This is a genomic window from Microcella sp. (assembly GCF_025808395.1).
Classification (GTDB): Bacteria; Actinomycetota; Actinomycetes; order Actinomycetales; family Microbacteriaceae; genus Microcella.
The window spans coordinates 135,385-161,096 of sequence record NZ_CP075524.1 but is presented as its reverse complement, the minus strand read 5'-3'; the positions used below and the strand labels follow the sequence as shown (position 1 = coordinate 161,096).

The 25,712-nt window shown below is 67.2% G+C and carries 27 protein-coding genes; 3 read left to right on the top strand and 24 right to left on the bottom strand.

Annotated elements, in window-relative coordinates:
- Window positions 1–9: 9 nt before the first annotated feature.
- The 20 genes from KIT89_RS00830 to KIT89_RS00735 form a co-directional block, all read right to left on the bottom strand.
- Entirely contained in the window at window positions 10–633 is a 624-nt protein-coding gene (locus tag KIT89_RS00830; protein ID WP_297602568.1) for an NTP transferase domain-containing protein, read from the bottom strand.
- A 10-nt stretch (window positions 634–643) separates the two neighbouring features.
- Window positions 644–2,986 (bottom strand): DUF3488 and transglutaminase-like domain-containing protein, encoded by a 2,343-nt coding sequence (locus KIT89_RS00825; protein WP_297602567.1) that lies wholly within the window; start codon window positions 2,984–2,986, stop codon window positions 644–646.
- Window positions 2,979–4,268: a DUF58 domain-containing protein gene (locus KIT89_RS00820; protein WP_297602566.1), complete on the bottom strand. Its 1,290-nt coding sequence runs from the start codon at window positions 4,266–4,268 to the stop codon at window positions 2,979–2,981. The genes KIT89_RS00825 and KIT89_RS00820 overlap by 8 nt, the downstream gene beginning before the upstream one ends.
- An 8-nt stretch (window positions 4,269–4,276) precedes the next feature.
- On the bottom strand, window positions 4,277–5,197 hold the full coding sequence (locus KIT89_RS00815; protein ID WP_297603866.1) for a MoxR family ATPase: 921 nt from the start codon (window positions 5,195–5,197) through the stop codon (window positions 4,277–4,279).
- Window positions 5,198–5,359: 162 nt separating this feature from the next.
- The gene (gene cofC / locus KIT89_RS00810; protein ID WP_297602565.1) at window positions 5,360–5,968 is read right to left on the bottom strand and encodes a 2-phospho-L-lactate guanylyltransferase; all 609 of its coding nucleotides are present in this window, start codon (window positions 5,966–5,968) and stop codon (window positions 5,360–5,362) included.
- Between the two features lie 25 nt (window positions 5,969–5,993).
- On the bottom strand, window positions 5,994–6,329 hold the full coding sequence (locus KIT89_RS00805; protein ID WP_297602564.1) for a hypothetical protein: 336 nt from the start codon (window positions 6,327–6,329) through the stop codon (window positions 5,994–5,996).
- The gene (locus KIT89_RS00800; protein WP_297602563.1) at window positions 6,326–7,171 is read right to left on the bottom strand and encodes a hypothetical protein; all 846 of its coding nucleotides are present in this window, start codon (window positions 7,169–7,171) and stop codon (window positions 6,326–6,328) included. The genes KIT89_RS00805 and KIT89_RS00800 overlap by 4 nt, the downstream gene beginning before the upstream one ends.
- A gap of 16 nt (window positions 7,172–7,187) precedes the next feature.
- Window positions 7,188–8,051, bottom strand: coding sequence for an amidohydrolase family protein (locus tag KIT89_RS00795; protein WP_297602562.1), 864 nt, complete (start codon window positions 8,049–8,051; stop codon window positions 7,188–7,190).
- Complete coding sequence (locus tag KIT89_RS00790; protein WP_297602560.1) at window positions 8,048–9,220, bottom strand: CaiB/BaiF CoA-transferase family protein; 1,173 nt, start codon at window positions 9,218–9,220, stop codon at window positions 8,048–8,050. The genes KIT89_RS00795 and KIT89_RS00790 overlap by 4 nt, the downstream gene beginning before the upstream one ends.
- The gene (locus KIT89_RS00785; RefSeq protein ID WP_297602559.1) at window positions 9,217–9,825 is read right to left on the bottom strand and encodes an OsmC family protein; all 609 of its coding nucleotides are present in this window, start codon (window positions 9,823–9,825) and stop codon (window positions 9,217–9,219) included. The genes KIT89_RS00790 and KIT89_RS00785 overlap by 4 nt, the downstream gene beginning before the upstream one ends.
- Complete coding sequence (locus KIT89_RS00780; protein WP_297602558.1) at window positions 9,812–10,834, bottom strand: alcohol dehydrogenase catalytic domain-containing protein; 1,023 nt, start codon at window positions 10,832–10,834, stop codon at window positions 9,812–9,814. The genes KIT89_RS00785 and KIT89_RS00780 overlap by 14 nt, the downstream gene beginning before the upstream one ends.
- An 86-nt stretch (window positions 10,835–10,920) precedes the next feature.
- A complete protein-coding gene (locus KIT89_RS00775; RefSeq protein ID WP_297602557.1) occupies window positions 10,921–11,934 on the bottom strand; it encodes an ABC transporter substrate-binding protein in 1,014 nt (337 codons plus the stop codon).
- A gap of 62 nt (window positions 11,935–11,996) precedes the next feature.
- Complete coding sequence (locus tag KIT89_RS00770; RefSeq protein ID WP_297602556.1) at window positions 11,997–12,839, bottom strand: ABC transporter permease; 843 nt, start codon at window positions 12,837–12,839, stop codon at window positions 11,997–11,999.
- Window positions 12,836–13,654, bottom strand: coding sequence for an ABC transporter permease (locus KIT89_RS00765; protein ID WP_297602555.1), 819 nt, complete (start codon window positions 13,652–13,654; stop codon window positions 12,836–12,838). The genes KIT89_RS00770 and KIT89_RS00765 overlap by 4 nt, the downstream gene beginning before the upstream one ends.
- A complete protein-coding gene (locus tag KIT89_RS00760; protein ID WP_297602554.1) occupies window positions 13,651–14,472 on the bottom strand; it encodes an ABC transporter ATP-binding protein in 822 nt (273 codons plus the stop codon). The genes KIT89_RS00765 and KIT89_RS00760 overlap by 4 nt, the downstream gene beginning before the upstream one ends.
- Before the next feature lie 88 nt (window positions 14,473–14,560).
- Window positions 14,561–15,535 (bottom strand): LLM class flavin-dependent oxidoreductase, encoded by a 975-nt coding sequence (locus KIT89_RS00755; RefSeq protein ID WP_297602552.1) that lies wholly within the window; start codon window positions 15,533–15,535, stop codon window positions 14,561–14,563.
- Window positions 15,532–16,929, bottom strand: coding sequence for a dihydroorotase family protein (locus KIT89_RS00750; RefSeq protein WP_297602551.1), 1,398 nt, complete (start codon window positions 16,927–16,929; stop codon window positions 15,532–15,534). Before KIT89_RS00750 ends, KIT89_RS00755 begins: the two co-directional genes overlap by 4 nt.
- On the bottom strand, window positions 16,926–17,876 hold the full coding sequence (locus KIT89_RS00745) for a CocE/NonD family hydrolase (RefSeq protein WP_297602550.1): 951 nt from the start codon (window positions 17,874–17,876) through the stop codon (window positions 16,926–16,928). Before KIT89_RS00745 ends, KIT89_RS00750 begins: the two co-directional genes overlap by 4 nt.
- A gap of 36 nt (window positions 17,877–17,912) precedes the next feature.
- On the bottom strand, window positions 17,913–18,893 hold the full coding sequence (locus KIT89_RS00740) for a TIGR03557 family F420-dependent LLM class oxidoreductase (protein WP_297602549.1): 981 nt from the start codon (window positions 18,891–18,893) through the stop codon (window positions 17,913–17,915).
- Window positions 18,894–19,045: 152 nt separating this feature from the next.
- On the bottom strand, window positions 19,046–19,783 hold the full coding sequence (locus tag KIT89_RS00735; protein ID WP_297602548.1) for a GntR family transcriptional regulator: 738 nt from the start codon (window positions 19,781–19,783) through the stop codon (window positions 19,046–19,048).
- Window positions 19,784–19,999: 216 nt separating this feature from the next.
- Between KIT89_RS00735 and KIT89_RS00730 the strand changes: the two genes are divergently transcribed.
- The 3 genes from KIT89_RS00730 (at window position 20,000) to KIT89_RS00720 (ending at window position 22,904) form a co-directional block, all read left to right on the top strand.
- On the top strand, window positions 20,000–20,980 hold the full coding sequence (locus KIT89_RS00730) for a putative F420-0 ABC transporter substrate-binding protein (RefSeq protein ID WP_297602546.1): 981 nt from the start codon (window positions 20,000–20,002) through the stop codon (window positions 20,978–20,980).
- A gap of 95 nt (window positions 20,981–21,075) precedes the next feature.
- Window positions 21,076–22,068 carry a putative F420-0 ABC transporter permease subunit gene (locus KIT89_RS00725; protein WP_297603865.1) on the top strand — a complete coding sequence of 331 codons (993 nt, stop codon included), beginning with the start codon at window positions 21,076–21,078 and terminating at the stop codon, window positions 22,066–22,068.
- Window positions 22,065–22,904, top strand: a complete 840-nt coding sequence (locus tag KIT89_RS00720; RefSeq protein WP_297602545.1) for an ABC transporter ATP-binding protein — start codon at window positions 22,065–22,067, stop codon at window positions 22,902–22,904. Before KIT89_RS00725 ends, KIT89_RS00720 begins: the two co-directional genes overlap by 4 nt.
- Here the strand turns inward: KIT89_RS00720 and KIT89_RS00715 are convergent.
- Genes KIT89_RS00715 through KIT89_RS00700 form a run of 4 tightly spaced genes read right to left on the bottom strand, consistent with a single transcriptional unit; the run spans window position 22,868 to window position 25,645 of the window.
- Complete coding sequence (locus KIT89_RS00715) at window positions 22,868–23,668, bottom strand: coenzyme F420-0:L-glutamate ligase (RefSeq protein ID WP_297602544.1); 801 nt, start codon at window positions 23,666–23,668, stop codon at window positions 22,868–22,870. The two genes, KIT89_RS00720 and KIT89_RS00715, sit on opposite strands and share 37 nt — an antisense overlap.
- A 44-nt stretch (window positions 23,669–23,712) precedes the next feature.
- Entirely contained in the window at window positions 23,713–24,753 is a 1,041-nt protein-coding gene (locus tag KIT89_RS00710; RefSeq protein ID WP_297603864.1) for a TIGR03557 family F420-dependent LLM class oxidoreductase, read from the bottom strand.
- The gene (locus KIT89_RS00705; RefSeq protein ID WP_297602543.1) at window positions 24,750–25,322 is read right to left on the bottom strand and encodes a YdeI family protein; all 573 of its coding nucleotides are present in this window, start codon (window positions 25,320–25,322) and stop codon (window positions 24,750–24,752) included. The genes KIT89_RS00710 and KIT89_RS00705 overlap by 4 nt, the downstream gene beginning before the upstream one ends.
- 32 nt (window positions 25,323–25,354) lie before the next feature.
- Entirely contained in the window at window positions 25,355–25,645 is a 291-nt protein-coding gene (locus KIT89_RS00700) for a DUF4287 domain-containing protein (protein WP_297602541.1), read from the bottom strand.
- Window positions 25,646–25,712 lie beyond the last annotated feature (67 nt).

Below are 25,712 nucleotides of genomic sequence, written 5' to 3'. Positions count from 1 at the left end.
CACCCACGCTCACTGCACGAGAGCGCTCGTGCGCGGGCCGAGCCGCACGACTGCCTCACGCGCGAGGCGCGTCAGCTCGTCGAGCTGCTCGAGGGTGTCGACGTCGCGGCGCAGGCCCGACGTGACGGGCACGTCGAGCTCTGCGTAACCGGCGAGGCTGTGCTGCTCGGCCGACCCGACCCCGAACCTCAACGAGTGCGGCAGACCGGCCTGCGCGACCACGAGCGTGGTTCCGGCACCATCGGCGTCGGCGACGAACGACCAGTGATGCTCGCTCGCGCCGAGCAGTGCAGCGTCGAGGTCGGCGGGCTGCAGGGCCGGCAGGTCTCCGAGCAGCACCGCGGTGGGTGCCGCAGCGTCGCAGCGCGCCAACCCTTCAGCGATCGCGACGAGCAGCCCCAGCCCCGGCTCGTCGACGAGCTGCACGCCGGCGACAGGCTCAGCGAGAGAGCCGACGACGAAGACCTCGCCGACCGAGAGGCTCGCGCGCGCTGCCTCGACGGTGTCGAGCGCGATCGCGGCAGCGAGAGCAGCCCGACGCGAGTGCGCCTCTGCAGAGCGGTCGACGGCCAGGCGAGACTTCGCGGTCGCTGCCGGACGCACCGGAATCACCAGGCTGACGAGGGCTGCCACGGCGCTCAGCCTATGACGCCGACGGCGGCGCGCCCGACGAGACGCCCTCGACGACGAGCCTCTCATCACGGCGCGCACGCTCGAGCAACGACGTCGGAGCGATGAGCGCGAGGCCCCTCCACCACCACGGTGCCGATCGCCGCAGGGCGGGCAGCAGCGCTCGTGCATCGTCAGACTCGACAACCGTCGACGTGCGGTCGAACGCGCGCGACTCCAGCGCCGAGCGCACCCTCTCGAGCCGCTCGCGGTCATCGCTCGACCACTCGCGCGCCCAGAGAGCCGCCAACTGGCGAGGAGTCGACTCGGGGTCGGCGGGCAGCCCCAGATCGCGAGCAGTGTCGCGCACCTCGCGCCAGTGCTCGAGGGCGTCTCCGCTGCGCAGTCGCGCCGCGCGGCGCAGCACACGCCAGACACCTGGGGCGACGACGAGCACCACGAGCAGCCCGCTGATGAGCGTGCCCAGCAGGCGGGCATCCCTGCCATCATTCAGGGCTGCGCCGGTGTCGGCATCGTCGGGCGACCCCGCAGCGCCAGGGTCTGTCAACTCAGAGGCGTCGGGGGCGTCGATCGGGCCCGTCACACGGTCGACCGGGTCGACAGGCTCGGGCGCCTCAGGTTCGACCGGGCTCGGGTCGATGACCTCTCCGGTCTCTGGGTCGATCTGAGGCTCGACGTCGGGCGGCGCGATGTCGGCCGAGGCGTAGTCGGGCACTGCGCCGCGAGACGGGGTCGGCTCGAAGCGCACCCAGCCGACCTCGTCGAAGTGCAGTTCTGGCCACGCGTGCAGATCATCAGTGCTCACCACGAACTCGTTCGGCACGTCGGGATTGCGCGCGCCCGGCAAGAAGCCCACGGCGATGCGCGACGGAATACCGAGCGTGCGCGCCATGAGCGTCATCGCGGCCGCGTAGTGCACGCAATAGCCCGACCTGACCTCGAGAAACACGGCCACGATGTCGGCACTCGTGCCGTCATAGCCGAGTTCGACCGGCGCCGACTCGGAGTATTCGAAATCGCCGCTCGTGAAGAAGCGCTGCAGAGCGAGTGCCTGATCGTATGGCGAGTCGCCGAGGGCGGCGTCGGCGACCTGGCGAGCCGTGCTCGCGATGACGGGGTCGATGCCGGCAGGCACCGCGCGAAACACGTCGAGACCCGCCGCATCGACGGCGGCGGCGCGCAACTGCTCGGGCGTGGGCTCGGCCACGAGGCTGTCGACGACGTACTCGGCATTGCGAATGGTGCCCTCGACCGTGCTGAGCGTGATGCCGGCATCGTTCACGAGCCAGTCAGCCCCCAGCCCCGCGATGCCGGTCGGAGCGCTCGGCAACGGCACCCACCTCGTGCGCACACTCTCGAGGCGGATGCGGGTCGACGCGGGAGTGGTCGCGACGTCAGCACCGAGCCACGCAGGAGGGCCGATCTGCTCGGCTGACGTCTCGCGTGTCGCCAGCACAGGCTGCACACTGCGCTCATCGAACTCGGCCAGATGCGAGAGCGTCAGATACAACCCTCCACCGGCATCGGTGCTGTACCGCAGCGCCGTCACCGGATTCGACCGACGCAGATCGTTGCCGAGCGTGAGCGAAGGGTTGATGCCGGTGATGAGCCCGACAGGGCCCGACCCCGACGGGGCGGCGCCGGCGACGACCGACGGCAGCAGCGGCGGAACGATGAGCGCCGTCGCCAGCACCGCCGTCGCCGCCGCGACGGCGCGGCCCGCCGCAGACACGCCGCCACTCGCCGCAGGCCGGTGCAGAGCGAGCAGCACCAAGAACGCCGCAGTGGTGGCGATCACCGAGAGCAGCGGCAGCCCGCCAGGAGCGAGGATGACCGGCACCGCCAGCATTCCCAGCAGCGGAATCGCGGCGAGCGCTGGTCGACGGCTCATCGTCGCCACGGCGTCGATGAGCACCGCGAACGCGGCGACCCCCGACGCCACCAAGAAGCGAATGCCATCGTCTGCCGCCGCAGGAATCGACTGCTGCACGATCGACAGCTCCCCCGCAGCGATGAGCTCAGAGAAGCGCTGCAGTGTCGACGGCAGCGGCACCACCCCGAACACGGCGGTATCGGCGGCGAACGCGACCGTCAAGGCGATGAGACCCCCGACGAGCGAAGCGCCGAGCGCGGTCACCGTGACGACGAGCCGGCGAGCGCGCCGCAGGGTGGCACGAACGATGACGCCGCTCGCGACCGCTGCTGCCGCGACGAGCATGGCGCTCGGGCCCCAGAGCCCCTCGTCGAGCAGCACCCCGAAACCCGTCAGAGCAGCGGCCACGCACAGCAGAGCGGCCGCGCTGAGCCAGACCGTCGGGCGCTGCTGCGGAATCTGCGACGTCGAAGGCTCAGGCATGCGACTCCGTGCGCGCCAGCGCCCAGTCGGGCAGGTCAGGCTCGGCGACCCCGAGCAGGGCGAGCCACGCCGAGTCGGGGGTGAGGCGAGCAGACACCCGCGCTGCCCGCCACCCGGCTCGCGCGAACGCATCCAGTGCAGGGTCGTCGTCGATCGACCCGTCAGGGCGCGTGACCGGCGCCGCAGGGCCGACGAGCAGAGCGACGGCGGGCGAAGCGGGGGCGCGTTGAGAGAGCATCCACCGCACCGTCTCGACATCGGGGGCGCCCGACAGCGCCACGACCGGGAAGGAGCCGGCCCGCGTGAGCGACGGCAGACCCTCAGAGAGGTCGTCGACGCGCGCCGCGAGCTGCACGAGCGCGAGCTCGCCCAGCACCGCACCGACCGGGCCATCAGCGAGCGCGACATCTGGCTCGTCATCGCTGCGAGCAGCCGACGTGGCGAGGTCGACAGAGTAGCCCCGTTCGGCGAGGTGCACAGCCGCCGATGCCGCCATGCGCACGACCCACTCGAAGTCGGCGCTGCCGGCCCCACGTCGACCTCGGGGAGCCGTGACAGAGTCGAGGTACGACGGCGACTGGGTGTCGACGATGAGGCGGGCGTGCGGGCCCGCCTGGGGTTCGTCTTGCCGCACCATGAGCTCGCCGTGCCGGGCGGTGACGCGCCAGTGCACGCGCCGCAGGGCATCGCCGTCGCGATACTCGCGCGTCACCACGTCGTCGTCAGAACGCTCGCGAGAACGCGTCGTTCGAGGGCCTGCATCGGTCGACGGGTCGGGCACCGGCCCGGGCGGCAGTGCAGTGACCGCCGGGATCACCAGTTGCGTGGTCGTGGCGATCGTGTCGCTCACGCGCACGGCGAGCGCGAACGGGTCGCGGTCTTCGATCAGCAGAGGGCCGACCGAGACCAGGCCGCGTCGGGCGGGAGCGAAACGGTATCCGAAGGCGGCAGGCCGCGTTTCGCGCACCTCTCGCAACCGCCCGGGGCCTGCGAAACCGGGCGGCATCGGCACGCGCTCGACCCACTCGGCCGCGCGTGCGCGCCCCGAGACTGTCACACTCACCCGCACCGTCTCGGCCTCGGTGGCCACCACCGGCTCGAGCTGCCGAGTCACGCGAACCCGCGGCCTCGACGTCGCCACCATCACCAGCGCGATGAGCGGAGCCGCGACCGCCACCGCTGCGATCGCCAGAAGCTCGGGGCGAGCCGACAGGTAGGCGATCACGCCCGCCGCCAGCCCGACGAGCAGAAAGGCGACGCCGCGGGCGGTGAGTCGAGGCACAGCGAACCTCAGGCTCGAGCGGTGGGCACCGGCACGGCCGTGGCAGCCACGATGCGGTCGACGACCTCATCGACGCCGCGCACGGGCCGGCCATCTGGATGCTGGGCGCGCGGCACGAGCAGCATGCGGTGCGAGAGCACCGTCGTCGCGAGCGCATCGATGTCGTCTGGCACGACGAAGTCTCGGCCCTCGAGTGCGGCGCGCGCACGACTGGCCCGCACGAGCTGCAGCGTCGAGCGCGGGCTGGCTCCGAGCCGCAGCGCTGAGTCGTCGCGCGTGGCCTGCACGATCGCCACTGCGTACCGCTCGACCGCCGGGCTGACGTAGACCTCTCGCACGGTCGCGATCATGCAGCGCAGGCCCGCGACATCGACGACGGGTGCCAGTCGGTCGAGTGGGCTGCCGTGCTCGCGGTCGCGCACCATGAGCGCTTCGCTCTCGGCATCGGGGTATCCGATCGAGATGCAGGCCATGAAGCGGTCGCGCTGAGCTTCAGGCAGCGCATACGTGCCTTCCATCTCGATGGGGTTCTGCGTAGCGACGACGAGAAACGGGCTCTCGAGCCGATGCGTGTGGCCGTCGACCGTGACCTGCTGCTCTTCCATGCACTCGAGCAGCGCGCTCTGCGTCTTCGGGCTCGCACGGTTGATCTCATCGCCGATGACGATGTGGGCGAACACCGGGCCGGGAGTGAACTCGAACGTGCCGAGCTGCTGACGGAACACGCTGACACCCGTGATGTCGGCGGGCAGCAGGTCTGGAGTGAACTGGATGCGGTTGACGCGCCCGTCGATGCACCGCGCAAGAGCACGAGCGAGCATGGTCTTGCCCACTCCTGGCACATCCTCGATCAAGAGATGGCCTTCGGCCAGCAGCACGGTGAGCGCGATATCGACGGCCTCCGGCTTGCCATCGAGCACGCCGTTCATGGCCCGCCGGATGCCCGCACCGAGCTCGGCGAACTCTTCGGTGCTCAGCGGCGCGGTCGAGTGCTGAACGGTCTCGGGCTGTTGAGGGGTGCTCGTCGTCGTGCTCACCCGGTCGACTCTGCCACGAATTCTGACAAGTGAGCCGAGAACTCTCTCACTCGACTAGAGTCCGGCGTCTGCCAGCAGTCGAGACGACGCGGCGCCGAGGCCGCGAGCGCGCGCCTCGATGAGGTCGACCTGGGTGTCGAGATCATGGCGTAGCCGCGAGTGGGGGTCGATGTCGATCTCTCGATACCCCCAGGCTCGATGGCTCACTCGAGAAACCCCTCCGAAGCGGGGGTGATGGGCGAGTCCCGCCCGAGCGGTGATGAGCACCGTGCCGATTCCGTGCCTGTCGCAGACGAGCGCGCGAGGATGCGCGGCCGCGGCCGCCAGCGCATCGTCGATGTCGACCGGGGTGACCATGGCGACGTCGCCCACGATCACGGCGATGTCGGCGCGCGGGTCGAGTGCGCGGACTCGTCTCACGGCCGACGAGACTGAGCTGTTGAGATCAGCTGCGGCATCGTCGATCACGGTCGCAGCGCCGAGTGCCGCAGCCGCGGCGGCGAGATACGGCGACGCTGTCGTGACGACGGTTCGAGTGACTGATCGTGCTCCCCTGCAGGCTGCGATGACATCGAGCCCGAACGCGATCGCCAGCTCAGACGACGCGACTCCGTCGACGATGAGGCGAGACTTCGAGCTCGAGGTTCCTCTGATCGGAACCACGACCGTCCATTCTGCGCGGCGAGCCTCAGGCGACATAGTCGGGGTAGCCGTGGGGCCGAACGGCATCGCGATAGCGCTCATTCAACTCGGGCCACGACACCTCGTGAATGTAGACGGCCTCGATGAAGTGCCACAGCAGATAGGGGTGAGCGCCGAGCCGATAGAGCTCGCCGTAGTCACGCGCCACGAACGCCGCGTACTCGTCGGCCGAGAGCTCGCGGTCGTCGGTCACCCTGGCGGGCCCGGCGCTTCCCGCCAGCCAGTCGTCGACGAAGCCCGCAGTGTCGGCGACGTAGGCGGCGACATCGGCGTCGCTCATCTCGATCGCGCGCATGAGTTTGTTCATCATGTACTTGCTCATGCGTTCCTCCACAGAAAGAAGGGGCTCGAGGCGTAGCGCGACTCGGTGGCTTCGGCCAGGTCGGCCGGGCGGCTCTCCATCGCCGCGAGCGCGGTGATGATGTTGACGTGCTGATACGTCACGTTGCCGGCGGCCATGACCCGCTCATACGTGCATCCGCGTAGGGCGGCATCAAGATCGCCGTTGCGAAACCACGACACGGCGTCTCGATCGAACTCAGGGTCAGGAGACCCTGCGCCCATGAATTGTCGCGGCCCACCGATCTCGGTGGCCATGTGGCCAGACGTGAGCAGTGCGACGCGCGCGTCAGACTCCCAGGTGCGCACGCTCTCGGCGAGGTGCCTTCCCAGTGCGGCGAAACGCTCGGGGCGCGGCAGCGGCGGCAGCGTGGCGTTGACGTGGATGGGCACGACGGGTATGTCGAACGCGGGCGTCGTGTAGGCGAGCGGAATGATGAAGCCGTGGTCGAGTCGCCATTCATGGCTCACGGCGAAGTCGATCGCGTCGGTGAGCACCGTTCGACCCGCGATGTGGTCGGCGAGCTCGCGATGCCCGACGACCTCGCAGTACTCCATGCCGAAGGTGCGCACCTCGTTCTCGAATGTGCCGTGGTAGCTGTCTGCTTTGCCGATGATGAACGCCGGGCAGTTGTCTGAGAAGAACTGGCGAACGTGGTCGGTGCCCACCTCGATGATGACGTCGACGCCGAGCTCGCGCATCGTGTCGCCGATGAGTGCGAAATTGGCCGCCACTCTCGTGAGGTCGTCGGGCATGGGCTCGCGCATCGTGCGCCAGAGCAGAGGGTTGTGCGGTGTTGCCGCGGCCATCACCAGTTGTGCCATGAGCGTTCTTCCGTCGTCAGAGCCCGAACAACGTGCGAGCGTTGTCGAGCAGAATCTTGCGTCGAGTGTCTGGTTTGAGCGGCAGCTCGTCGAATTCGGCCATCCACCGGTCGGCGGTCATGACGGGCCAATCCGACCCGAACAAGACCCGATCAGAGATGAGCGAGTCGGCATACTTGACGACCTCGGGCGGCAGGTACTTCGGCGCCCATCCCGAGAGGTCGAGGTAGACGTTCGACTTGTGCCACACCATCGCCAGGTTCTCGAGGTGCCACGGCCACGCAGGGTGGGCGCTGATGATCTTCAGGTCGGCGAAGTCGGCAGCGACATCGTCGATGTACGGAACCGGCTTGGCGTACTCGAGCCGATACCCTCCCCCGCCGGGGGTGCCTGCTCCCGCTCCCGGAAAGCCGCAGTGGAACATCACGACCAGTCCGAGTTCTGAGCACACCTCCCAGATGGGGTAGAACCGTCGATCGTTGGCCAGAAACTTCTGCCGAGAAGGGTTCAGCTCGCCGACGCCCTTGATGCCGAACTCGCCGTGCATGCGCCGGATCTCTTCGATCGCCGCCTCGCCCTTCCACGGGTCGATTCCGGCGAAGGCGATGAAGACATCAGGATGCTCGGCTTGAGCTCGGCCCAGCAGATCGTTCGGCGCCCCCTTGATGCCACTGGTCGTCTCAGAGTCTGAGTTGACGATGACGGCCATCATCTTGCGCTCGCGATAGGCATCGGCCTGCTCGGCGAACGAGACCACCGGTCGCTCGCGGCCGAAGTGCTTCGACATCTGGGCATGCCGAGAGCCCATGGCGGCAATGAACTCTGCCGTCTGCGGATGCGTATGCACATCGATGGCCACGATGTCGTCGGCGATGGTCACGAGCGTGCTCCTTCAGTGATGGGCAGGTCGGCGAGCACTGCTGCGGTGTCGGCCCCGAGCAGGGGCGCAGCGCGGTACACGGGTCGTGCCGATGCGGAGAAGTCGACGGAGTGCCGGGGAATCCGCACCGTGGTGCCGTCAGGCTGGGTCAGATTCTCGACGAGCTCCATGGAGGCGATCTGCGGGTCATCGAAGAGGTCTGCGACGGTGTTCAGCGGACCGTGCGGAATGTCTGCCGCCTCGAGCCGTGAGAACCACTCCGCTCTCGGGCGCGTGCTCATGACGCTCTTCAACTCGCGATCGAGCTCGTCGTAGTGACGAACTCTGCCTTCGCGACTGCTGAAGCGGTCATCGTCAGCCAGGTCGGGGCGCTCGATGACGTCGAGCAAGCCCGTCCAGAACTTCTCGGGCACCGACAGGTGCACGATGAAAGCTCGGCCGTCGCTGCCGGTGAATCCGTAGGCCTGCGCGCGACGCGGGCGGGAGTCGGGGTGCGACACTTCACCGGTCTGCAAGAAGGTCGATGCCGACTCGGTGAGAAAGTCGATGAGCGCCCCCACCATCGGAACAGAGATGCTCTCTCCGACCCCTGTTCGCCCTCGCGCCACGAGCGCGGCGAGCACCGCCTGTGACGCTGCCTGACCCGCGAGCAGGTCTGAGAACGCCGGGCCGAGAGGGCGCACCGAGTCGGCGGGCACGATCTGGCTGTACATGCCGCCGACGGCCGAGATCACCGTGTCGTAGCTGGGGCGCGCCGCCATCGGACCGACCGAGCCGAACCCCGTGATCGCGCAGCTGATCAGGCGAGGATTTCGCTCGGCGAGCACCGCTGGCCCGAAGCCGAGGCGATCGGCAACACCTGGCCTGAAGTTCTCGAGCAGCACGTCAGCGCTCTCTGCCAGGCTGAGCAGTGCGCTGAGGCCCTCGTCGGTCTTGAGATCGAGCACCACCGAGCGCTTGTTGCGGTTGTAGGCGGCGAACTGGGGGCTGTAGCCCTCGGTTCCCTGCCACCGGCGCATCGGGTCACCATCAGGTGCCTCGACCTTGATGACATCGGCACCCAGATCACCGAGCAGCTTCGCGGCGTACGGCCCGGCGATGTACTGCCCGAGCTCGATCACTCGAATGCCCTGCAACGGCCCAGAGGGGGCCAGTATGGTCTCTGTCACCGTGTGAGCTCCTCATCGTCGGCGGCACGAATCGGCTCTGGCCGATCATCAGCAATGATGCGCGCGCCCTGCCGGACGAGCACGTGAGTGGGGGCAGCGGTCGAGACCAGAGACGTGAGCGGGCATCGCGAGATCGCTGATCGCACGATCGACAGCGAACTCGTCGCCGAGCCCTCTCGAAGGGTCACGTCGACGACGAACCACTGCGGGTGTGCGGGCACATCGGCGATCGCGTTCTCGCCACGCATGTCGAGCATGGTGCGAATGGTGAGGTCGGCGATCTCGACCCGCTCGCTCTGCTCGTCGGCGATCTTGACGACCCAGCCGATGAGACAGGCAGCCATGCCCGCCAGCAAGTACCTCATCGGGCTCGGGCCGAGTTCGCTGCCTCCGCGTTCGAGAGCCTCGTCGCTGACGAGGTGCCATTGCCGACCGTACTGCTCGAACTCGACATCGACCGCGAGAGTGCCCGTCGGGCGAGCGGTCACCCACGGACGCCGTCTCACGAGTGCGATATCGGTCATCGCCTGCGAGGCGACCGCGGCACGAGCACGAGCGAGGTCACGTTTCTGGGCGGCAGCCTGGCGGGCGTCAGTCGACGACATGCACGATCACCTTTCCTCCGCGAGTGCGCTTTCCGAACGAACGGTATGCCTCGATCGCGTCGTCGAGTGCGATGTGCCTCTCGATATTCGGCACGACAGCGCCTCGAGCAACCAGGTCGATCGCTTCGCGCGCCTCGCCCAGGTTGGCGCTGGCCGTGCCGACGACACTGCGACGGCCCAGATACAGCGACCGAAGATCGAGGGTGATCTCGGGGTCGACGGTCGCCGAGCAGAAGACGAGTCGACCACCCCACCCGAGGGCTCGAACGCAGACTGCGGCGATCGACCCGTTTCCGGTCGCGTCGATGGCGGTGTCGACACCGTCTGGTGCGCTCGCCCGCACGCCCTCGAGCAGCTCTTCTGGGGTGCTGTGCAGCACCGTGGTGACGCCGGCGGCAACCACGGCATCACTGCGCCGGACTGCTGCGATCACGCGCGCACCAGCCGATGCCGCCAACTGAACGGCGGCAGAGCCCAGAGCTCCTCCCGCGCCGGTGACGAGCACCGTGCGCCCCGGGCCCACGCCATTCGCCGCGTTGAGCGTGTGCAGCGCGATCGGCACGCTGTGAATTGCGGCGGTGGCGGTGGCGAAGTCGAGGTCGCCGATGGCGATGGCGTTGCGGTACGGCACACTCACGAACTCTGCCGCGCCGCCGTCACGATGCACGCCGACAACGGTCTGACGCGGGCAGTCTCCTTCGCGACCCTCGGCGCAGTAGCTGCACTCGCCGCACGCGATGTTGGGCTTCACGACGACGCGCATCCCGATCAGGTCACCGGGAACATCGACGCCCTGAGCGACGACGATGCCGGCCGGGTCGATGCCGAGCACTCTCGGCAACCTCGCCTGATGGCCGGGGCCGACGCCGGCGATCACGTTGAGGTCGAGTTGGTTGATGGCGACCGTGCGAACCTCGATGAGAACCTCGTCACCCGAGACCTCGGGTGCCGGCACCTCGGCGAGCGTGAAACCCGCCTCGCCCGGTTCTCGAACAATCACTGCACGCACGGAGCGCCTTTCAGGTCGATCGATGTGAGGATGGAGGGAGGGCGTGGGAGTGTTCTCTCTACACTCCCACGCCCGTCGTCAGAGGGTTACTCTGCCGACCTCTGTGCGCGTTCGAGGTTGACGGTGTTGGTGTACACCGACCACTCGGGCGCCTCAGCGCCCTCAGCCTCGAGCGCCTCGCGGAAGCTCGCCTCGTTGAGACCCATGTCGGTGTCGTACAGCAGCGGACCGTATGCGTACACCAGATCGGTGCGCATGGCGTCGGTCACGGTGAAGTCGAGGCCTTCCATGAGTTCGAGAACGTAGTCTTTCTGCGACAGATCCTTGTAGATCTCAATACCCTTCATGGTCGCGCGAATGAAGCGCGCGAGCGTGTTCGGGTTCTGCTCGACCCAGCTCTCGGTCGCGGCCAGCGAGTCGTTCGGCCACTCTTTGAGCTCTTCGAGGATGAGGTATCCGTCAGCCTCTTCGATCAGCGGGATGTGGCGCGGGAAGAGCACCGTCATCTCGACCTGCCCCTGAACGAAGTTCTCGACCCATGCGTTCGAGAAGCCCGGAGGGAACACGGCCTGGAAGTTCACACCGCTCAGGTCGAAGCCAGCCTCGGCCAGCAGCGTCTCGCGCAGCTCAACGCGAGGGGTTCCGGGCGCGTCGCCGAGAATGATCTGCTTGCCTTCGAGGTCAGACGGCTGCTGCACCGAGTTGCGCGCCGCGATCAAGAACGGCTCGCGCTGGCGGTATCCGGCGACGATCGTGATGCCCGTGCCGGCAGCGGCAGCGTCGACGAGGTTGACCGAGCCGTCGACCGCGAGGTCGAGGCTGCCGCCGACGAGTCCCTCTCGGGCGTTGTCGGCGTCGATGATCTCGATCGTGAGGCCCTCTTCCTCGTAGAACCCTTGATCGATGGCGATGCGCACTGGCGCCTGGCTGTCGACGTTCGGAGCGGAGAGGGCGATGGTCAGTGTGGTCTTCTCGGGCTCGCCGATCGGAGTGTCGACCGTGATCGCGTCGTCGGGCTGCTCGCCCGGCTCGGCGGGCGCGCTGCAACCGGCAAGAGCGAGAACTCCGACCAGAGCTGCGCCAATGAAGCTCTTTCTCATGGTGCCTACTTTCTCTCTAAGGGATGGTGCGATGTCCCCGCCCGAAAGCGGAGTCTGGGGGGTCACGACTTGGCCACACCTTCGATGTACCAGGGCGCGACGATGCGACGCAGAAGGTTCAACAGACCCATGCCGACGAGCGCGATGACCACGAGCATGATGGTCAGCCCGATCGCTGACGCAAGGTCGAGATCACCCGCCCGGCGCCTGATCAAGAACCCGATTCCTTCGCTGCCGCCGATGAACTCACCGACGACGATGCCGATCATGGCTCGTGCGACACCCATGCGAAGGCCTGTCAAGATGAGCGGCAGGGCGGCCCAGAGCTCGACCTTGAAGAAGATCTGAGCCGACGAGGCGCCGTAGACGCGGGCAGCCTTCACCACCGATCGGTCGACACCTCTGATGCCGTCCATCGTGCTGATCGCGACGGGGAAGAACGCGAGCAGGAAGATGATGAGAATCTTCGGGCCGTTGCCGAACCCCAACCACAGCACGAGCAGGGGCTGGAACGCGATGCGCGGCGTCGCATAGAGGGTCCAGAACGGGCCCCCGACGATGTCGTAGAACAGCTTCGACCTGCCGAGCAGCAGCCCGGTGAAGACACCGAGCACCGCAGCGATGATGAAGCCGACGGCTGCGTTGTAGCTCGAGTACCAGAAGCTGCCCCAGAGAACTCCAGACTCGCTCATACCCACCAGCGCCATCCAGACGTCGCTGGGCGGCGGCAGGAAGGTCGGGTTCCAGAGCTCGAGGGTTCCTTGCACGAGCTGCCAGACGGCGATGAACAAGATCACCTCGCCGGCCACTGCCCACTGCCACCGCGACGCGATGAAGAACGACACGACGGGGTTGCGTCGCGGCGCATCGCTCAGCGTCGCGATTCTCAGGGTGGGGGTGCTCATCGCGCACTCACCTCTCTCCACTTTCCGATTCGTCGTTCGAGGGCGTCGGCCGCGCTCACCATGATCACGGCGACGATGATGAAGAAGATGATCGCTGCGAAGGCCTGATTCGTGCGGAATCGGGCGAGCGAGACGACGATCAACGAGCCCATGCCGCTGGGAGACCCGACCATCTCACCGATGAGCAGACCGATGAGGCTCGTCGGAACCGCGAGTCTGATGCCGCCGATGATGTACGGCACTGTCCACGGCAGCCTGACCAGCAGATAGGTCTGCCAGCGCGACGCACCATACACGCGCGAGGCGCGCATGAGCGAGGGGCTCACGCCCGCGACCCCCGCGACCGTGTTGAGGGCGATCGGGATCGCCGCGCTCAAGAACACGAGCACGATGTTGGGCGCGATGCCGAACCCGAACCAGACCCCGATGATGGGCTGAATGGCCACGAGCGGCGTCGCCCACGCGGCCCAGAGCAGGGGCATTCCCAACTTGTATGCCACATGGAGTGAGCCGACGAGCAGGCCGACGATGACGCCGACGATGAGACCCAGACCGTAGCCGATCACCCAGGTGAGCGCGCTGTGGCCCATGTTGTTCCAGAGCACTCCGGCGTCGGCGAGCTCGCCGTAGCCGACCAGGACGTCGGCCGGTGCCGGCAGAAACACGCGGCTGACCAGTTCTAGGTTGACGACAGCGATGTGCCAGATCGCGATGATGAGTGCGAAGTCTGCGATCGTGAACCAGAGCCCGCGGCGGCTCCGCAGCCGCTTCCAGGTGCCGACCCGCACTGCTGCGGGAGCGGTGATCGCTGTCATGCTCGTTCTCGCACGGCGCTCGTGGCCTCTTTCTCGAGAGCCGACCACAGGTGATCGCGCAGTTCGAGATAGCGCGGCTCTGACTGCGCGCCGCGCTCAGAGCGCGGTCGCTGCATGTCGACGTTGTGCACCTCGAGCACCGAGCCGGGGTGCGACTTGAACACGACCACGCGATCGCCGAGCAGAATGGCCTCTTCGATCGAGTGCGTGATGAAGACCACTGTCTTGCCCGTCAGCGCGATGAGCTTCTCGAGCTCTGAACGCATCACTTCACGAGTCAGGGCGTCGACTGCGCCGAGCGGCTCATCCATGAGCAGAATGCGCGGCTCGGCGACAAGGGCTCGGGCCAGACCGACTCGCTGCTGCATGCCCCCCGAGAGTTCGCGCGGGTAGGCCTTCTCGAACCCGCCGAGGCCGACGAGCTCGATCGTCTCTTGAATCTTGTCGTGCATCGACGAGCCCGCGAATCGCTTCTGCATCTCGACGCCGAACCGCACGTTGTCGTAGACGGTGCGCCACGGGAGCAGTGCATAGTCTTGAAAGACCACGGCGCGGTCGGGGTTCGGGCCGGTGACGGGCTGACCATCGACCAGCACTTCGCCCTCTGTGGCTTCGACGAGACCGGCGATGACATTCATCACCGTCGTCTTGCCGCAGCCGCTCGGCCCGAGCACCGTGACGAACTCGCCCTGATCGACGGTGAGATTGACGTTCTCGACTGCCGTGAGGGTTTGCCCTGTGCGGGCGATGTTGTAGCGCACCGTGAGGTTCTTGACCTCGATCAACGGCCGCTTCGCGTCTGAAGCCTGTGACGCCATGGGAGCTTCCTAACTGTTGTCGACTTGTGGCGGAGGAGCTGAGGGCCGAGTCTGGAATCCTGGATACAGGATTCCAGACTCGTGCCGGTTATCGCATTTTCGGAATGACTTCGTTACCTAGAAGTTCGATCTGGTCGAAGTATCGGTCAAATTTGAAACGGAAGTCGAAGACGAGGTGCTCGACACCGAGCGCTTCGAACTTCTTCAGTTCGTTGACCGCTTCGTCAGGGTTGCCGACGATGAGCTGCCCCTCGAGGTCTTCCACCGTCTCGAACGAGCCCGACGGCGGCTTCACCGCGAACTTCGCCTTGTTCGCCCAGGCGAGCAGGCCGGGAATGTTGACATGCTTGAGGGCCTCGTCGCGAGTGGACTCGATGCTCGTCGGCGGGATGACGGCGACGGTGGGCATCGCGCGGCCCGCCTCGGCCGACAGCTCTCTCATGTTGTCGATGCGCTTCGCCATCGTGTCGAGCGAGATGCGCCCGGGCATCCAGCCATCGGCGTACTCGACTGCGAGTCGGGCTGATCGCGGAGTCGCTCCGCAGTACCAGAACGGAATGCGACCACCCACGGGCTTGGGCTCGATCGTCACGTTCTCGAATGAGAACACTCCGTCGTCGTACGTCACATCGTTCTCGGTGAAGACGCGCTTGAAGATCTCGGCGTTCGACCGCACGAGCTCGACCCGGTCGAGGTCTCCCCACCCGATCGCCTCGAACTCGTGGTCGAAGGTACCGGCACCGAACCCCAGAATGAGGCGGTCGCCGAGCAGCTGGGTCATGGTGCCCGCCATCAGAGCTGTCACGAGCGGGTGGCGGAACGGGATGAGCGAGCCCGTACCCAGCTCGAGCTTCTCGGTCACGGCACCGATCGCGGTCAGCGTGACCATGGCGTCGTAGAAGGTGCGGTTGGGCTTCTCCATCTCGCCGTGCGGCTCGAAGACCAGGTGATCGCGCACCCAGACAGAGTCGAAACCCATCTTCTCGGCGAGGATCGAGCCCTCGAGAAGCTTGTCTTTGCTCGCGTGCTCGCCGAAGTGCGGCAGCAAGAGTCCGAATTTCATCGTGCGTTTCCTTCTCTGTCAGTGCTCGACAGCGCGAGCTTTCCGGTGCCGGGGGCGCCGGTGACGACCCCCTCGGCGAATACTTCGATGCCCCGCACGTAGGTGCGGTCGACGCGGGCCGAGATCTCGCGGCCGTCGTAGCAGGTCCACCCGATGCGCGAGAGAGCGCCCTCGTGGGTGATCGTCCACGGTGAGTTCATGTCGGCGACGACGATGTCGGCGTCGGCCCCCACCTGCAGCGAGCCCTTCACCCCGCCCAGACCGAACGCCTCTGCCGGCTTCGCCGCGACCATGTCGACGACGCGATCGAGCGTGAGCTCGCCCTTGTTGACCGCGTCGAGCATGAGCGGGTAGTAGTACTGGATGCCGGGGGTGCCGGTGTGGGCGCTCCACATCTCCGTCCAGCCGACTTCTTTCTCTTCGCGAGTGTGCGGGGCGTGGTCTGACGACGCGATGTCGATGGTGCCGTCACGCATGCCCTCCCAGATCGCGGCCCGCGACTCATCGGGCACCCAGTACGACAGCGCATAGGGGCCGAGCGTCTCGACGTCGTTCCACGTCGACAAGAACGGCGCCCAGTGGTTCACTTCGCACGTCACGTCGATTCCGCGCGACTTTGCACGCCGCACGGCCTCGATCGAGCGCGGAGTCTGAATGTGCGCAATGTGAATGGGGCACCCCGAGGCCTCGGCGAGCCTCAGCACGACGTCGATCGCGGTATCCCAGATCACCCCTTCACGGGCGGCATAGGCCTGCGCGTAGCCCTGGGGAGTGTTCTCTCCGCGTGCCAAGAACGCGCCCTCGATGTAGTCCATGAGCGCCTGGTCGTGAGGGTGGATGATGAAGCGCTTGCCCGTCGTGGCGATCTCGTCCATGAGCTGCAGCAAGTGACCGTGATCGTGCATGCCCGTGCCCGCGGGGTGCGGGTAGGTGCGGCCGGTGTCGACGACCATGTAGATCTTGTAAGCGCGAATGCCCATCTCGCTCATGCCGACGACCTCGTCGAGCTTGGTCGGCGCGGGGTTGTGGTTGTAGTCGACGATCGAGCTGGCTGCATACATCGAGAAGACATCGCGCAGCGTCGCCGTGTCGGTCGTCGGGGGGTTCAGGTTGGGCATTCCGAAGATCGTCGTCACTCCGCCCGCTGCCGCCTGCTCGGTCGTGGTTCGAATGTCTTCTTTGTGCGTGTAGCCGGGCTCGCGAGTGTGCACGTGCACGTCGACCATGCCCGGCAGCACGAGCTTGCCCGTGACGTCGACGGTGGTCGCTGCGTCGATGGCGGTCTCGCGCGACACGATACCGGCGATGCGCTCGCCGCTCACCAGCACGTCTGCGTCGAGAAGCCCGTTCGGGGTCGCCACGCGGCCCCCGGTCAGTCGAAGATCGATGGTCACTGCGAAGCCTCCAGTTGTTCGATGGTTTCGCCGGCTGCGTCCGGCACGGTGGTGCGAATCTCGACGTCGGCCGGTCGAACATAGCGGTCGAACCACTCCACGATGCGAGGTGTGGTGTGCTCCCAATAGCGGTCGTACGCGGCGTAGTGCGTCGTGTGGTTCTGCATGATCAGCGACTTCGGCCCGCGAGCAGCCTCGTAGAGCGCCTCGGCGTGATCAGTCGGGGTCGTCGCGTCGCCCGCCACACCGATGACCATGAGCGGTGTGGTCAGCTCGCGTGCCGCGACGATCGGCTTGTAGGCGATGATCTCTTCGGCTGCCGCGAGCGAGATCGACGTGGGAATCTTGTCGTCGACGTCGGCCTTGATCGTCGTCGCCCGACGCTCAGGGGTCGGCACCATGATCTCTTCGCGAGGGTGCACCCGGCGCCCCTCGCCCGTCAGCACCCGCTGACGGCGGTCGTCGTCGAGCGCCGCGAGGTAGGCGAGCCATTCGTGCTCTTGCCGCATGCGGTGCAGCCAGTCTTCGCCGTCGGCGACCGGCACCTGGCTCACCGCTGCCTTCACGCGAGCATCGGCACCGGCGAGCAACACTGCGTTGCCACCGCCCGTGCCGCCGGTGCCGAAGGTTCCGATCGCGTCTGCGATCACGTCGTCGCGCGTCGTGAGGTAGGTGACGGCGTTGACGAGGTCTTGCAGCTGTCGCGAGGGCGACAGCACTCCGCGGTCTCCCCCAGACTCACCGAACCCTCGGTAGTCGACGATGAGCACCCCGAAGCCTGCCGCGACGAGTGCCTCGTGATACCGCACGTACAGCTTCGCGTCTTTCAGACCGAGCCAGCCCGGACCTTGCACGATGGCTCGGTAGGGGCCAGCAGTCTCGGGAGTTCGCCAGATGCCGGCGATGCGATCGCCCTCGCTGTAGAACTCGACAGCGGTTTCTCTCATGGGATCCTCATTCGTGAGTGGGGTGGTCAGCGGTGGTCAGCGGTGCAAGCGGGGTACGACCTCGCGAGCGAAGACGTCGAGCCATTGGCTCTGGTTGCGCCCGACGTTGTGCAGGTAGACGCGCGTCGCGCCCGCGTCGAGGTATGACTGGATGCGCGCACGGTGCTCATCGGGGTCACTCGAGATGAGCATCCGCTCGGCGAAGTCTTCTGGCCTGACGAGCTTGGCCAGCTGCTCGAAGTCGTAGGGGCTGCGAATGTCGTTCTTCGGAAACTTCATGCCGCCGTTGGGCCATTCGACGAGCGCGCTGCGCAGCGCTTCGTCGTAGTCGTCTGCCCACGAGAGATGCAGCTGCAGAATCTTCTCGGGCTCGGGCTTGCCTGCCTCACGAGCGCCTTCATCGGCGCGCGCGTAGAGCTGCGCGACCTTCTCGACAGGCGCGCCAGGGGTGATGATGCCGTCGACCTCGCGCCCTGCGCGCTTCGCGGTCAACGGTCCGGCCGCAGAGACGTAGATCGGGGGCCGCTCGTCGAGGGTCCAGAGCCGAGTCTTCTCGAGCGTGAAGCTCTCGCTCTTGTGCTTGACCTCTTTGCCTGAGAACAGCTTCTTGATGATCTCGATCGCTTGCCACAGCCGTTCGAGCCGGTCTGAGGCCTCTGGCCAGTAGCCGCCCACGATGTGCTCGTTGAGTGCCTCCCCCGAACCGAGCCCCAGCCAGTGCCGCCCGGGAAACATCGCGGCGACGGTGGCACTCGCCTGCGCGACGACCGCCGGGTGCGTGCGGAACGACGGGCAGACGACGCCGGGGCCGAGATTGCCGGTCGTGCGCGAGGCGATAGCGGTGAGCAGACTCCAGATGTAGGGGGCATGGCCCTGCGCGGGCACCCAGGGCTGAAAGTGGTCTGCCGCCATGACGCCCGAGAAGCCGACCGCCTCGGCCTTCGCGCACAGCTCGATCAGCTCAGTGGGGTGGAAGCGCTCGCTCATCGCGGCGAAGCCCACACTCACCTCTGCCACGGCTACTCCTCGTCATCGGGGGCGGCCGTTCAGTCGGCCTGAGGAGAGTATGCCGCATTCTGTATCCAGAATCCAGTACCCGGTAAAAAGAGTGCTCCTCGACCCTCCCGGCACTCGCCGAAGGGTGAGAAGACAGGCGCCTCGGAGTCGGCTCAGGTGCGCACGCGGTGCGCGCGCTCGCGGTCGATCATCGTGAGCACGCCGTCGCGCACGTGGCCGAGGTGGTGCCGCAGGGCGTCGAGCGCCGCCTCGACGTCACCCGTGATGACGATGTCGACGAGCTCACGGTGCGAGTGATCGTGCTCGTCGGCGATGCGCCAGCCCAGCATGTAGCGGCCGACCTTGAGTCTCAGGTCTTCGATCATCTCCCACAGCACAGGGTTGTTCTGGCTGTCGTAGAGCACTGCGTAGAACTCTTCGCGAGCGCGCACGAAGTCAGCGCCCTCGTGCTCGGTGTCAGACGTGTCGGCGAGCATCTCGAGTCGCGCGATCCGCTCAGCATCCATAGTGGCCATCGACTTCACGAGCGCGTGCTGCTCGAGCAGAATGCGCAATTCGTAGATCTCGGCCACCTGCTCGGGCGAGAGCGAGCGCACCACGGCGCCCTTGCGGTCTTGCATCTCGATCAGCCCGTCAGCTTCGAGTTGAATGAGCGCCGACCGCACAGGAACGCGAGACACTCCGATCGCCTCGGCAAGCGTTTCTTGCCGCAGCTTCTCCCCCGGTGAGAACATGCCGGTCAAGATCGCTTCGCGCAGCACGTCGTAGACCATCGAGCCGACCGATCGATACCCGATCGCGGCTCGGCTCGCGAGCCCCTGCAAGCCGGGCAGCCCTTCTGGAGTCGTCGAGCTCGACTCTGAGGGTACGGAGGTCTTCTCCGCTGCCATGGGGTTCCCTTCGTCAGGAGCGTTCACGATCGTGCACTCTGCGCAACGAATACGGTATCCCGAAAGTCGCTCAAACCGCAGTCTCGCATTGTGTATACTGTATCCAAGACCGTCTGCCTGATGCTGGCTGACGCAGGAGCGCCCACTGTGAGGCCCCCGGTCGCCGATGTTCTCTCGGCTGCTCACCGACCACGCCCACTCACACCCGGGAGCCTCATGCGCACTCCACTCAGCCTGACTGCCATCGTTGTCGCCTCTGCACTCGCACTCGCCGGGTGCACCTCCGGTGCCACCGGCGCTCCAGCGGCAGACGATCAAACTGCACGCGACCTCGGCGTCGTGATCGACAACTGCGGCACCGAAGTGCGCATCGACTCACCGCCCCAAAGGGTCATCACCGTCAAGTCGTCCACGACCGAGCTGCTGCTCGCTCTCGGTCTGGGTGATCGCATCATCGCCCACGCCTTTCCCGACGGCCCGATCGCCGAGCAGTGGCAGCCGACGAACGAGATTCCGCTGCTGTCTGAGTCGGCTCCGGGGCGCGAAGCGGTGCTGGCTCTCGAACCCGACCTCGTCTTCGCGGGGTGGGAGTCGGTGTTCAGCGCCGACAGCGCAGGCGAACGGTCGGCGTACGCCGCGCTCGGCATCGACACCTACGTCGCTGCGAGCGCCTGCAAAGGAGAGCTGCATCAACCCGAACGCATGACCGTCGCCGAGCTCGAGCGCCAGATTCGCGAGGTTGCGAGCATCTTCGCCGCCGACCCCGAACCGTTCATCGCCGAGCAACGGCAGACGCTCGACTCGATCGACGTCGACTCGCGCGCCCTCACGGCACTCTGGTACTCCTCCGGCAGCGAGACTCCCTACGTCGGAGCGGGAATCGGCACACCGCAGCTCATTCTCGACCTGGTGGGCCTCACCAACATCGCTGCCGCTGTCAGCGACACCTGGACCTCGATGAGCTGGGAGGCCATCGTCGACGCCGACCCCGATGTCATCGTGCTCGTCGACGCGAGCTGGAACAGCGCAGTCGAGAAGATCGCACGACTCGAGAGCAACCCGGCGACCGCTCAGCTCGCGGCCGTGCAGAACCAGCGCTACCTCGTGATCCCCTTCGCCTCGACCGAGGCGGGAGCACGCACCGCGTGGGCGGCCGCCGACCTCGCCGTGCAACTCTCGACGATCACGGTGCGGTGATTCGGATGCTCGCGCCCCGCCCGGCTCGACCCCAGCTGAACCCCGCTCCACCGGCAGTGGCTCGCCCACGAGCGCGCAGACGCTCGACGACAGTGATGGCGATCGCCGGCGCAGCCGCGCTGCTCGCCTCGATCGTGCTCGGCATCGTCGTCGGCCCCGCCGACATCGGTGTCGGCGAGCTCGCGACCATCCTGGTCGACCGCGTGCTGGGTGCGAATGCCGAGAGCGCTCTGCGATCGAGCATCGTCTGGGATCTCAGAGTGCCGAGGGTGCTCACCGCCGCCGCAGTGGGCGCAGGGCTCGCGCTGTGCGGCGCCGTCATGCAGGCGGTCACGCGCAACCCACTGGCAGACCCCTATCTGCTCGGACTCAGCGCGGGTGCGTCTCTGGGCGCCGTCGCGGTGATCGTGCTCGGTTTCGCCCTCGTGCTGCCGCTCGCCGCCTTCATCGGAGCCCTGGTCGCCCTCGTCGCCACGCTGATGATCGCGCGGCGTGGCGGCGTCGTGACGCCGGCACGCACCGTGCTGGCGGGGGTGGCCGTCTCGGCCCTGTTCGGCTCGCTGACGAGCTTCGTCATCTTCTGGAGCGCCACCGGAGACTCGTACCGAGAGATTCTGGGCTGGCTGCTCGGCACGCTCGGCGCAGCCACCTGGCACAGCGTCTCGATCGCGGGCGGAGCAGTGATCGTGATCGGGGGGCTGCTGCTCGGCAGCGGGCGCCTGCTCGACGCCTTCGCCTTCGGAGACCGTTCTGCCGCCATGCTCGGCGTGAATGTCGACCGCACCCGACTCGCCTTGCTCGTCGCGACGGCGCTGCTCACGGGAGCGATGGTCGCGGTGAGCGGCTCGATCGGCTTCGTGGGGCTCGTGCTGCCGCACATGGTGCGCCTCGTCGCGGGCGCGGGGCATCGAGTCGTGCTACCCCTCGTCGCCCTGTGGGGCGCGACGTTTCTCGTGCTCGCCGACACGCTCGCCCGCACGGTGTTCGAGCCGCGCGAACTGCCGGTCGGCGTCATCACAGCCCTCGTCGGCGCGCCGATCTTCGCGCTGCTGCTGAGCCGCCGGGCACAGTCGAAAGGTCGACCATGAACACGCTGCAGGGTCTCGGCATGACGGTCAGCGCGAACGGAACGCTGCTCATCGACGGCATCGATGTGACGGGAGTCGCGGGATCGATCACCGCCGTCGTCGGACCGAACGGTGCGGGCAAGTCGACGCTGCTCGCTGCGATCGCACGACTGCAGGGAACCGGCGTCGTGCGCCTCGGCGGTGATGACCTCGACGCCCTCACTCGTCGCGAGCGCGCTCGACGGGTCGCGCTCGTGCAGCAGTCGACCGAGACCGAGGTCGATCTCTCGGTGCGAGAAGCGGTCGAGTTGGGCCGCACGCCGCACAGGAGCACGTGGGGTGACGACGACAACCCTGACGCCGTCGACGACGCCCTGCGCGCAGTCGGCATGCGGGCATTCGCCGATCGACCTCTCGCCTCGCTCTCGGGCGGTGAACGCCAGCGCGTGGCGGTCGGCATGGCCATCGCGCAGCAGCCGAGACTGCTGCTGGTCGACGAGCCCTCGAACCATCTCGATATCGCGGCGCAACTGGCCGTCATGTCGCTGCTGCGCGAGCTCGCCGACAACGGCACGACCATCGTGGTGGCGCTGCACGATCTCACCCTCGCGCTGCAGTTCAGCGATGCCGTTCTCGTGCTGTCGCGGGGCATCCGCATCGCATCAGGGCCGACAGCGCAGACGCTCACCGCCGACCTCATCAGCACCGTGTACGGGGTCGCAGCCAGCATCGTCGTCGATCCGGCATCGGGGCACCGCGCCATCTTCTACGCCCCGCGGGGCGAGGGCCCTGCACCGGTCGACGCTCAACCGGTCGAGGCTCAGTCGCGCACGCTCTCAGCGACGGCCGAGCGGTAGCCCTGCTCGTAGCCCTCGTCGTAGCCGCGCTGGTGCGCTTCAGCGGTGCCGAGCGAGAAGAGATCATCGTGCGCTGGCCTGACGAGTGATCGCGCGCCGGGCGCCTGCTCGTCGAGAAAGCGGTCGAGCCCTCGAATGACGGCGACCGGAACACCGCTGCTCTTGCCCTTCACGAGGTCGGCGGCTGCGGCGATCTCGTCGCCGACGGCCGGAGCGGTGACTTCGAGCAGCTTTCCGGCGGCGTCGTGCTGACCGCGCAGATCGTCGAGCAGGCGCACCCCGCTCGAGCCGATGACGATGTCGGTCTGCCCTTCGCGCCACGGCCGCCCTGCGGTATCGGTGATGACCACGCCCACCTCGCCGCCGACCGCCGCACCCACCGCCGCACGAATCGCCGCAGCACTCGCATCCGGGTCGAGAGGCAGCAGCAGCACGGTGCCATCGAGGGTGTTGCTCGCGTCGACACCGGCGGCGGCCATGACGAGCCCGAGTCGATTCTCGACGATGCGCGTCACGCCGCCGGGGTGCTCGCGCGTGGCCACGACGCGCACCGACTCATCGGTGATCGCCTGCTCTCGATCGGCCGCCTGCAGCATGCGCCCCTCTGCCTTGCTGACGATCTTGCTCGTGACAGCGAGAATGTCGCCGGGCTGCACCGCGTCGTGCGCTGCAGCAGTGATGATCGCCGCGAGGTCGTCCCCGACGGCGATCTCGGGCAGGCCGTCGATGCCGAAGATCGAGATCGGAGGAAGCGGGTTCGGCATGCTCCCATTCTCTCTCACCGGCCGGTGCGCCGAGCGCTCGCCCCTCACGCCACGAGGCGCGGCAGCACCTCGCGGCCGAAGACCTGCACGAACTCATCGTGATTGCGACCGACGTTGTGCAGGTAGAGGCGTGAGAACCCGAGGTCGAGGTATCGCTGGATGTTCGCCCGGTGCGCATCGAGATCGCTCGAGATGAGCATCCGTTCGTCGAAGTCTTCGGCGCGCACGAGCTTGGCGATCTGCTCGAGATCGTAGGGCGAGCGAATGTCGCTCTTGGCGAACCGCATGCCCGCTTGCGGCCACTCAGCGAGCGCGTTCGCCATCGCGGCAGCATCGGTGGGCGCCCAAGAGAGGTGGATGCGCACCGCATGCCGCACCGCATGCTCACGGTCGCGACCCGACTCTCGTGCACCCTCGGCGAACCGGTGCAGCAGCGCGCTCATCTTGTCGAACGGCACCGAGTCGATCAGCAGGCCGTCGGCGACCTGCCCCGCGCGCTTCGCCGTCACCGGGCCGGCCGTGGCGATGAGTATCGGCGGCGGCGCAGCGAGGCTCGACCACACGCGACTCGACTCGAGTCGATACCACGTGCCCTCATGCTTGACATCGCGGCCGCTCATCGCCGATGAGAACAGCTTCTTCACGATGGTGACTGCTTCGAACATGCGGTTGATGCGCTCGGCGGGCTCTGGCCAGTAGCTGCCGACGACGTGCTCGCTGATCGCCTCACCGCTGCCGAGGCCCAGCCAGTGCCGGCCGGGGTACAGGCTCTCGAGCGTCGCCGACGCTTGAGCGACAAGGGCCGGGTGCCAACGGTAGGTGGGTGCCAAGGCTCCCACACCCAGCTCGCCAGTCGTGTGCGCGCCGAGAGCCGACACGATGTTCCACACGAAGCCCGCCTGCCCTTGCGTGGGTGTGAACGGCTGCGCTGCGTCTGCCGCGATCACGCCACTGAACCCGTGGTGCTCGGCGAGAGTGGCGAGCCGCACCGCTTCGCGGGGCTCGAGCTGCTCGAGCGCAGTGGCGTAGCCGATGGCGGGTGCGGTCATGCGCCCATTCTGTCGGGTCGTCGTGACGTGCGTCAGAGGGGCGACTCGCCGCGGGCGAGCATCTCGACGAACGCGTCGAGCTTGCGCGCGCGGGTTTCGGCGCGAACGACGCCATTGAGGCGAAACACGATGCCGAAACGCACTTGAGCGCTGAGAGCCGCGTAGGTTGCGCTGGCGGCCGGCGACGCGTCGAGAGCGGCCTGCAGGTCGTCGGGCGTCACCATGCCCTTCTGCCGATAGGCGGCATCCCACCGACCGTCGGCCTTCGCACGCTCGACCTGCGCCAGCCCCGTCGGTCTCATCCGCCCCGCCGCGGTGAGTTCTTCGATGAACCCCACGTTGCGCTGCGACCAGACCGACCGGGGTCGCCGCGGGGTGAAGACCTGCAACGAGTAGTCGTCATCGAGCCGGTAGATCTGGCCGTCGATCCAGCCGAAGCACAGCGCCGACTCGAGTGCTTCGCCATAGGTGATGCCCGGTGCGGTCGATCGCTTCTTGCGCATCTTCAGACGAACGCCCACGTGATCGACGTTGGCGTCGAGCCACTGCTCCCATGACGCCACGCTCTCGAAGAGCAGGATGGGCTTCTCAGAGTTCGCGACCACGGTGTCAGCGTAGGCGCGAGGTGCGACGCCTGCTACTCGGGCTTCGTCGCGACCCCATCGATCCAGAGAGTATCGCTGGCGTCGCGGTGAGTTCCGGTCGAACCGACGTGCTTCGCGTCGATCGTGGTGCCCTTCTTGATCACGTGCACCATCGCCATGCCGTGACCTCGGCCGAGCTGGTACTCGTCAGCGAGCCACTGCAGAATCACGCCGGCCTTGACACTCGCATCGTCGAAACCCTTCGCTACCGCTTCGTCGAGAATCGCCCGTGGCGTCTTGCCCGTCTTCGCCTCGATCGCATCGAGATACGCCTGAAATGACATCGCTCTTCCTCTCACGTGACCCGCGCCGTGCGCGACCAGCACAGATGCACTGTAGGAGATCGGGGCG

Coding starts and splice junctions, on each gene's coding strand:
- KIT89_RS00725 (WP_297603865.1), top strand. CDS start 21,076: ATGGCGATCGCCGGCGCAGCCGCGCTGCTCGCCTCGATCGTGCTCGGC.
- KIT89_RS00800 (WP_297602563.1), bottom strand. CDS start 7,171: ATGGCACAACTGGTGATGGCCGCGGCAACACCGCACAACCCTCTGCTC.
- KIT89_RS00720 (WP_297602545.1), top strand. CDS start 22,065: ATGAACACGCTGCAGGGTCTCGGCATGACGGTCAGCGCGAACGGAACG.
- KIT89_RS00805 (WP_297602564.1), bottom strand. CDS start 6,329: ATGAGCAAGTACATGATGAACAAACTCATGCGCGCGATCGAGATGAGC.
- KIT89_RS00730 (WP_297602546.1), top strand. CDS start 20,000: ATGCGCACTCCACTCAGCCTGACTGCCATCGTTGTCGCCTCTGCACTC.
- KIT89_RS00715 (WP_297602544.1), bottom strand. CDS start 23,668: ATGCCGAACCCGCTTCCTCCGATCTCGATCTTCGGCATCGACGGCCTG.
- KIT89_RS00745 (WP_297602550.1), bottom strand. CDS start 17,876: ATGAGAGAAACCGCTGTCGAGTTCTACAGCGAGGGCGATCGCATCGCC.
- KIT89_RS00815 (WP_297603866.1), bottom strand. CDS start 5,197: ATGAACGGCGTGCTCGATGGCAAGCCGGAGGCCGTCGATATCGCGCTC.
- KIT89_RS00775 (WP_297602557.1), bottom strand. CDS start 11,934: ATGAGAAAGAGCTTCATTGGCGCAGCTCTGGTCGGAGTTCTCGCTCTT.
- KIT89_RS00765 (WP_297602555.1), bottom strand. CDS start 13,654: ATGACAGCGATCACCGCTCCCGCAGCAGTGCGGGTCGGCACCTGGAAG.
- KIT89_RS00770 (WP_297602556.1), bottom strand. CDS start 12,839: ATGAGCACCCCCACCCTGAGAATCGCGACGCTGAGCGATGCGCCGCGA.
- KIT89_RS00755 (WP_297602552.1), bottom strand. CDS start 15,535: ATGAAATTCGGACTCTTGCTGCCGCACTTCGGCGAGCACGCGAGCAAA.
- KIT89_RS00785 (WP_297602559.1), bottom strand. CDS start 9,825: ATGTCGTCGACTGACGCCCGCCAGGCTGCCGCCCAGAAACGTGACCTC.
- KIT89_RS00700 (WP_297602541.1), bottom strand. CDS start 25,645: ATGTCATTTCAGGCGTATCTCGATGCGATCGAGGCGAAGACGGGCAAG.
- KIT89_RS00735 (WP_297602548.1), bottom strand. CDS start 19,783: ATGGCAGCGGAGAAGACCTCCGTACCCTCAGAGTCGAGCTCGACGACT.
- KIT89_RS00825 (WP_297602567.1), bottom strand. CDS start 2,986: ATGCCTGAGCCTTCGACGTCGCAGATTCCGCAGCAGCGCCCGACGGTC.
- KIT89_RS00760 (WP_297602554.1), bottom strand. CDS start 14,472: ATGGCGTCACAGGCTTCAGACGCGAAGCGGCCGTTGATCGAGGTCAAG.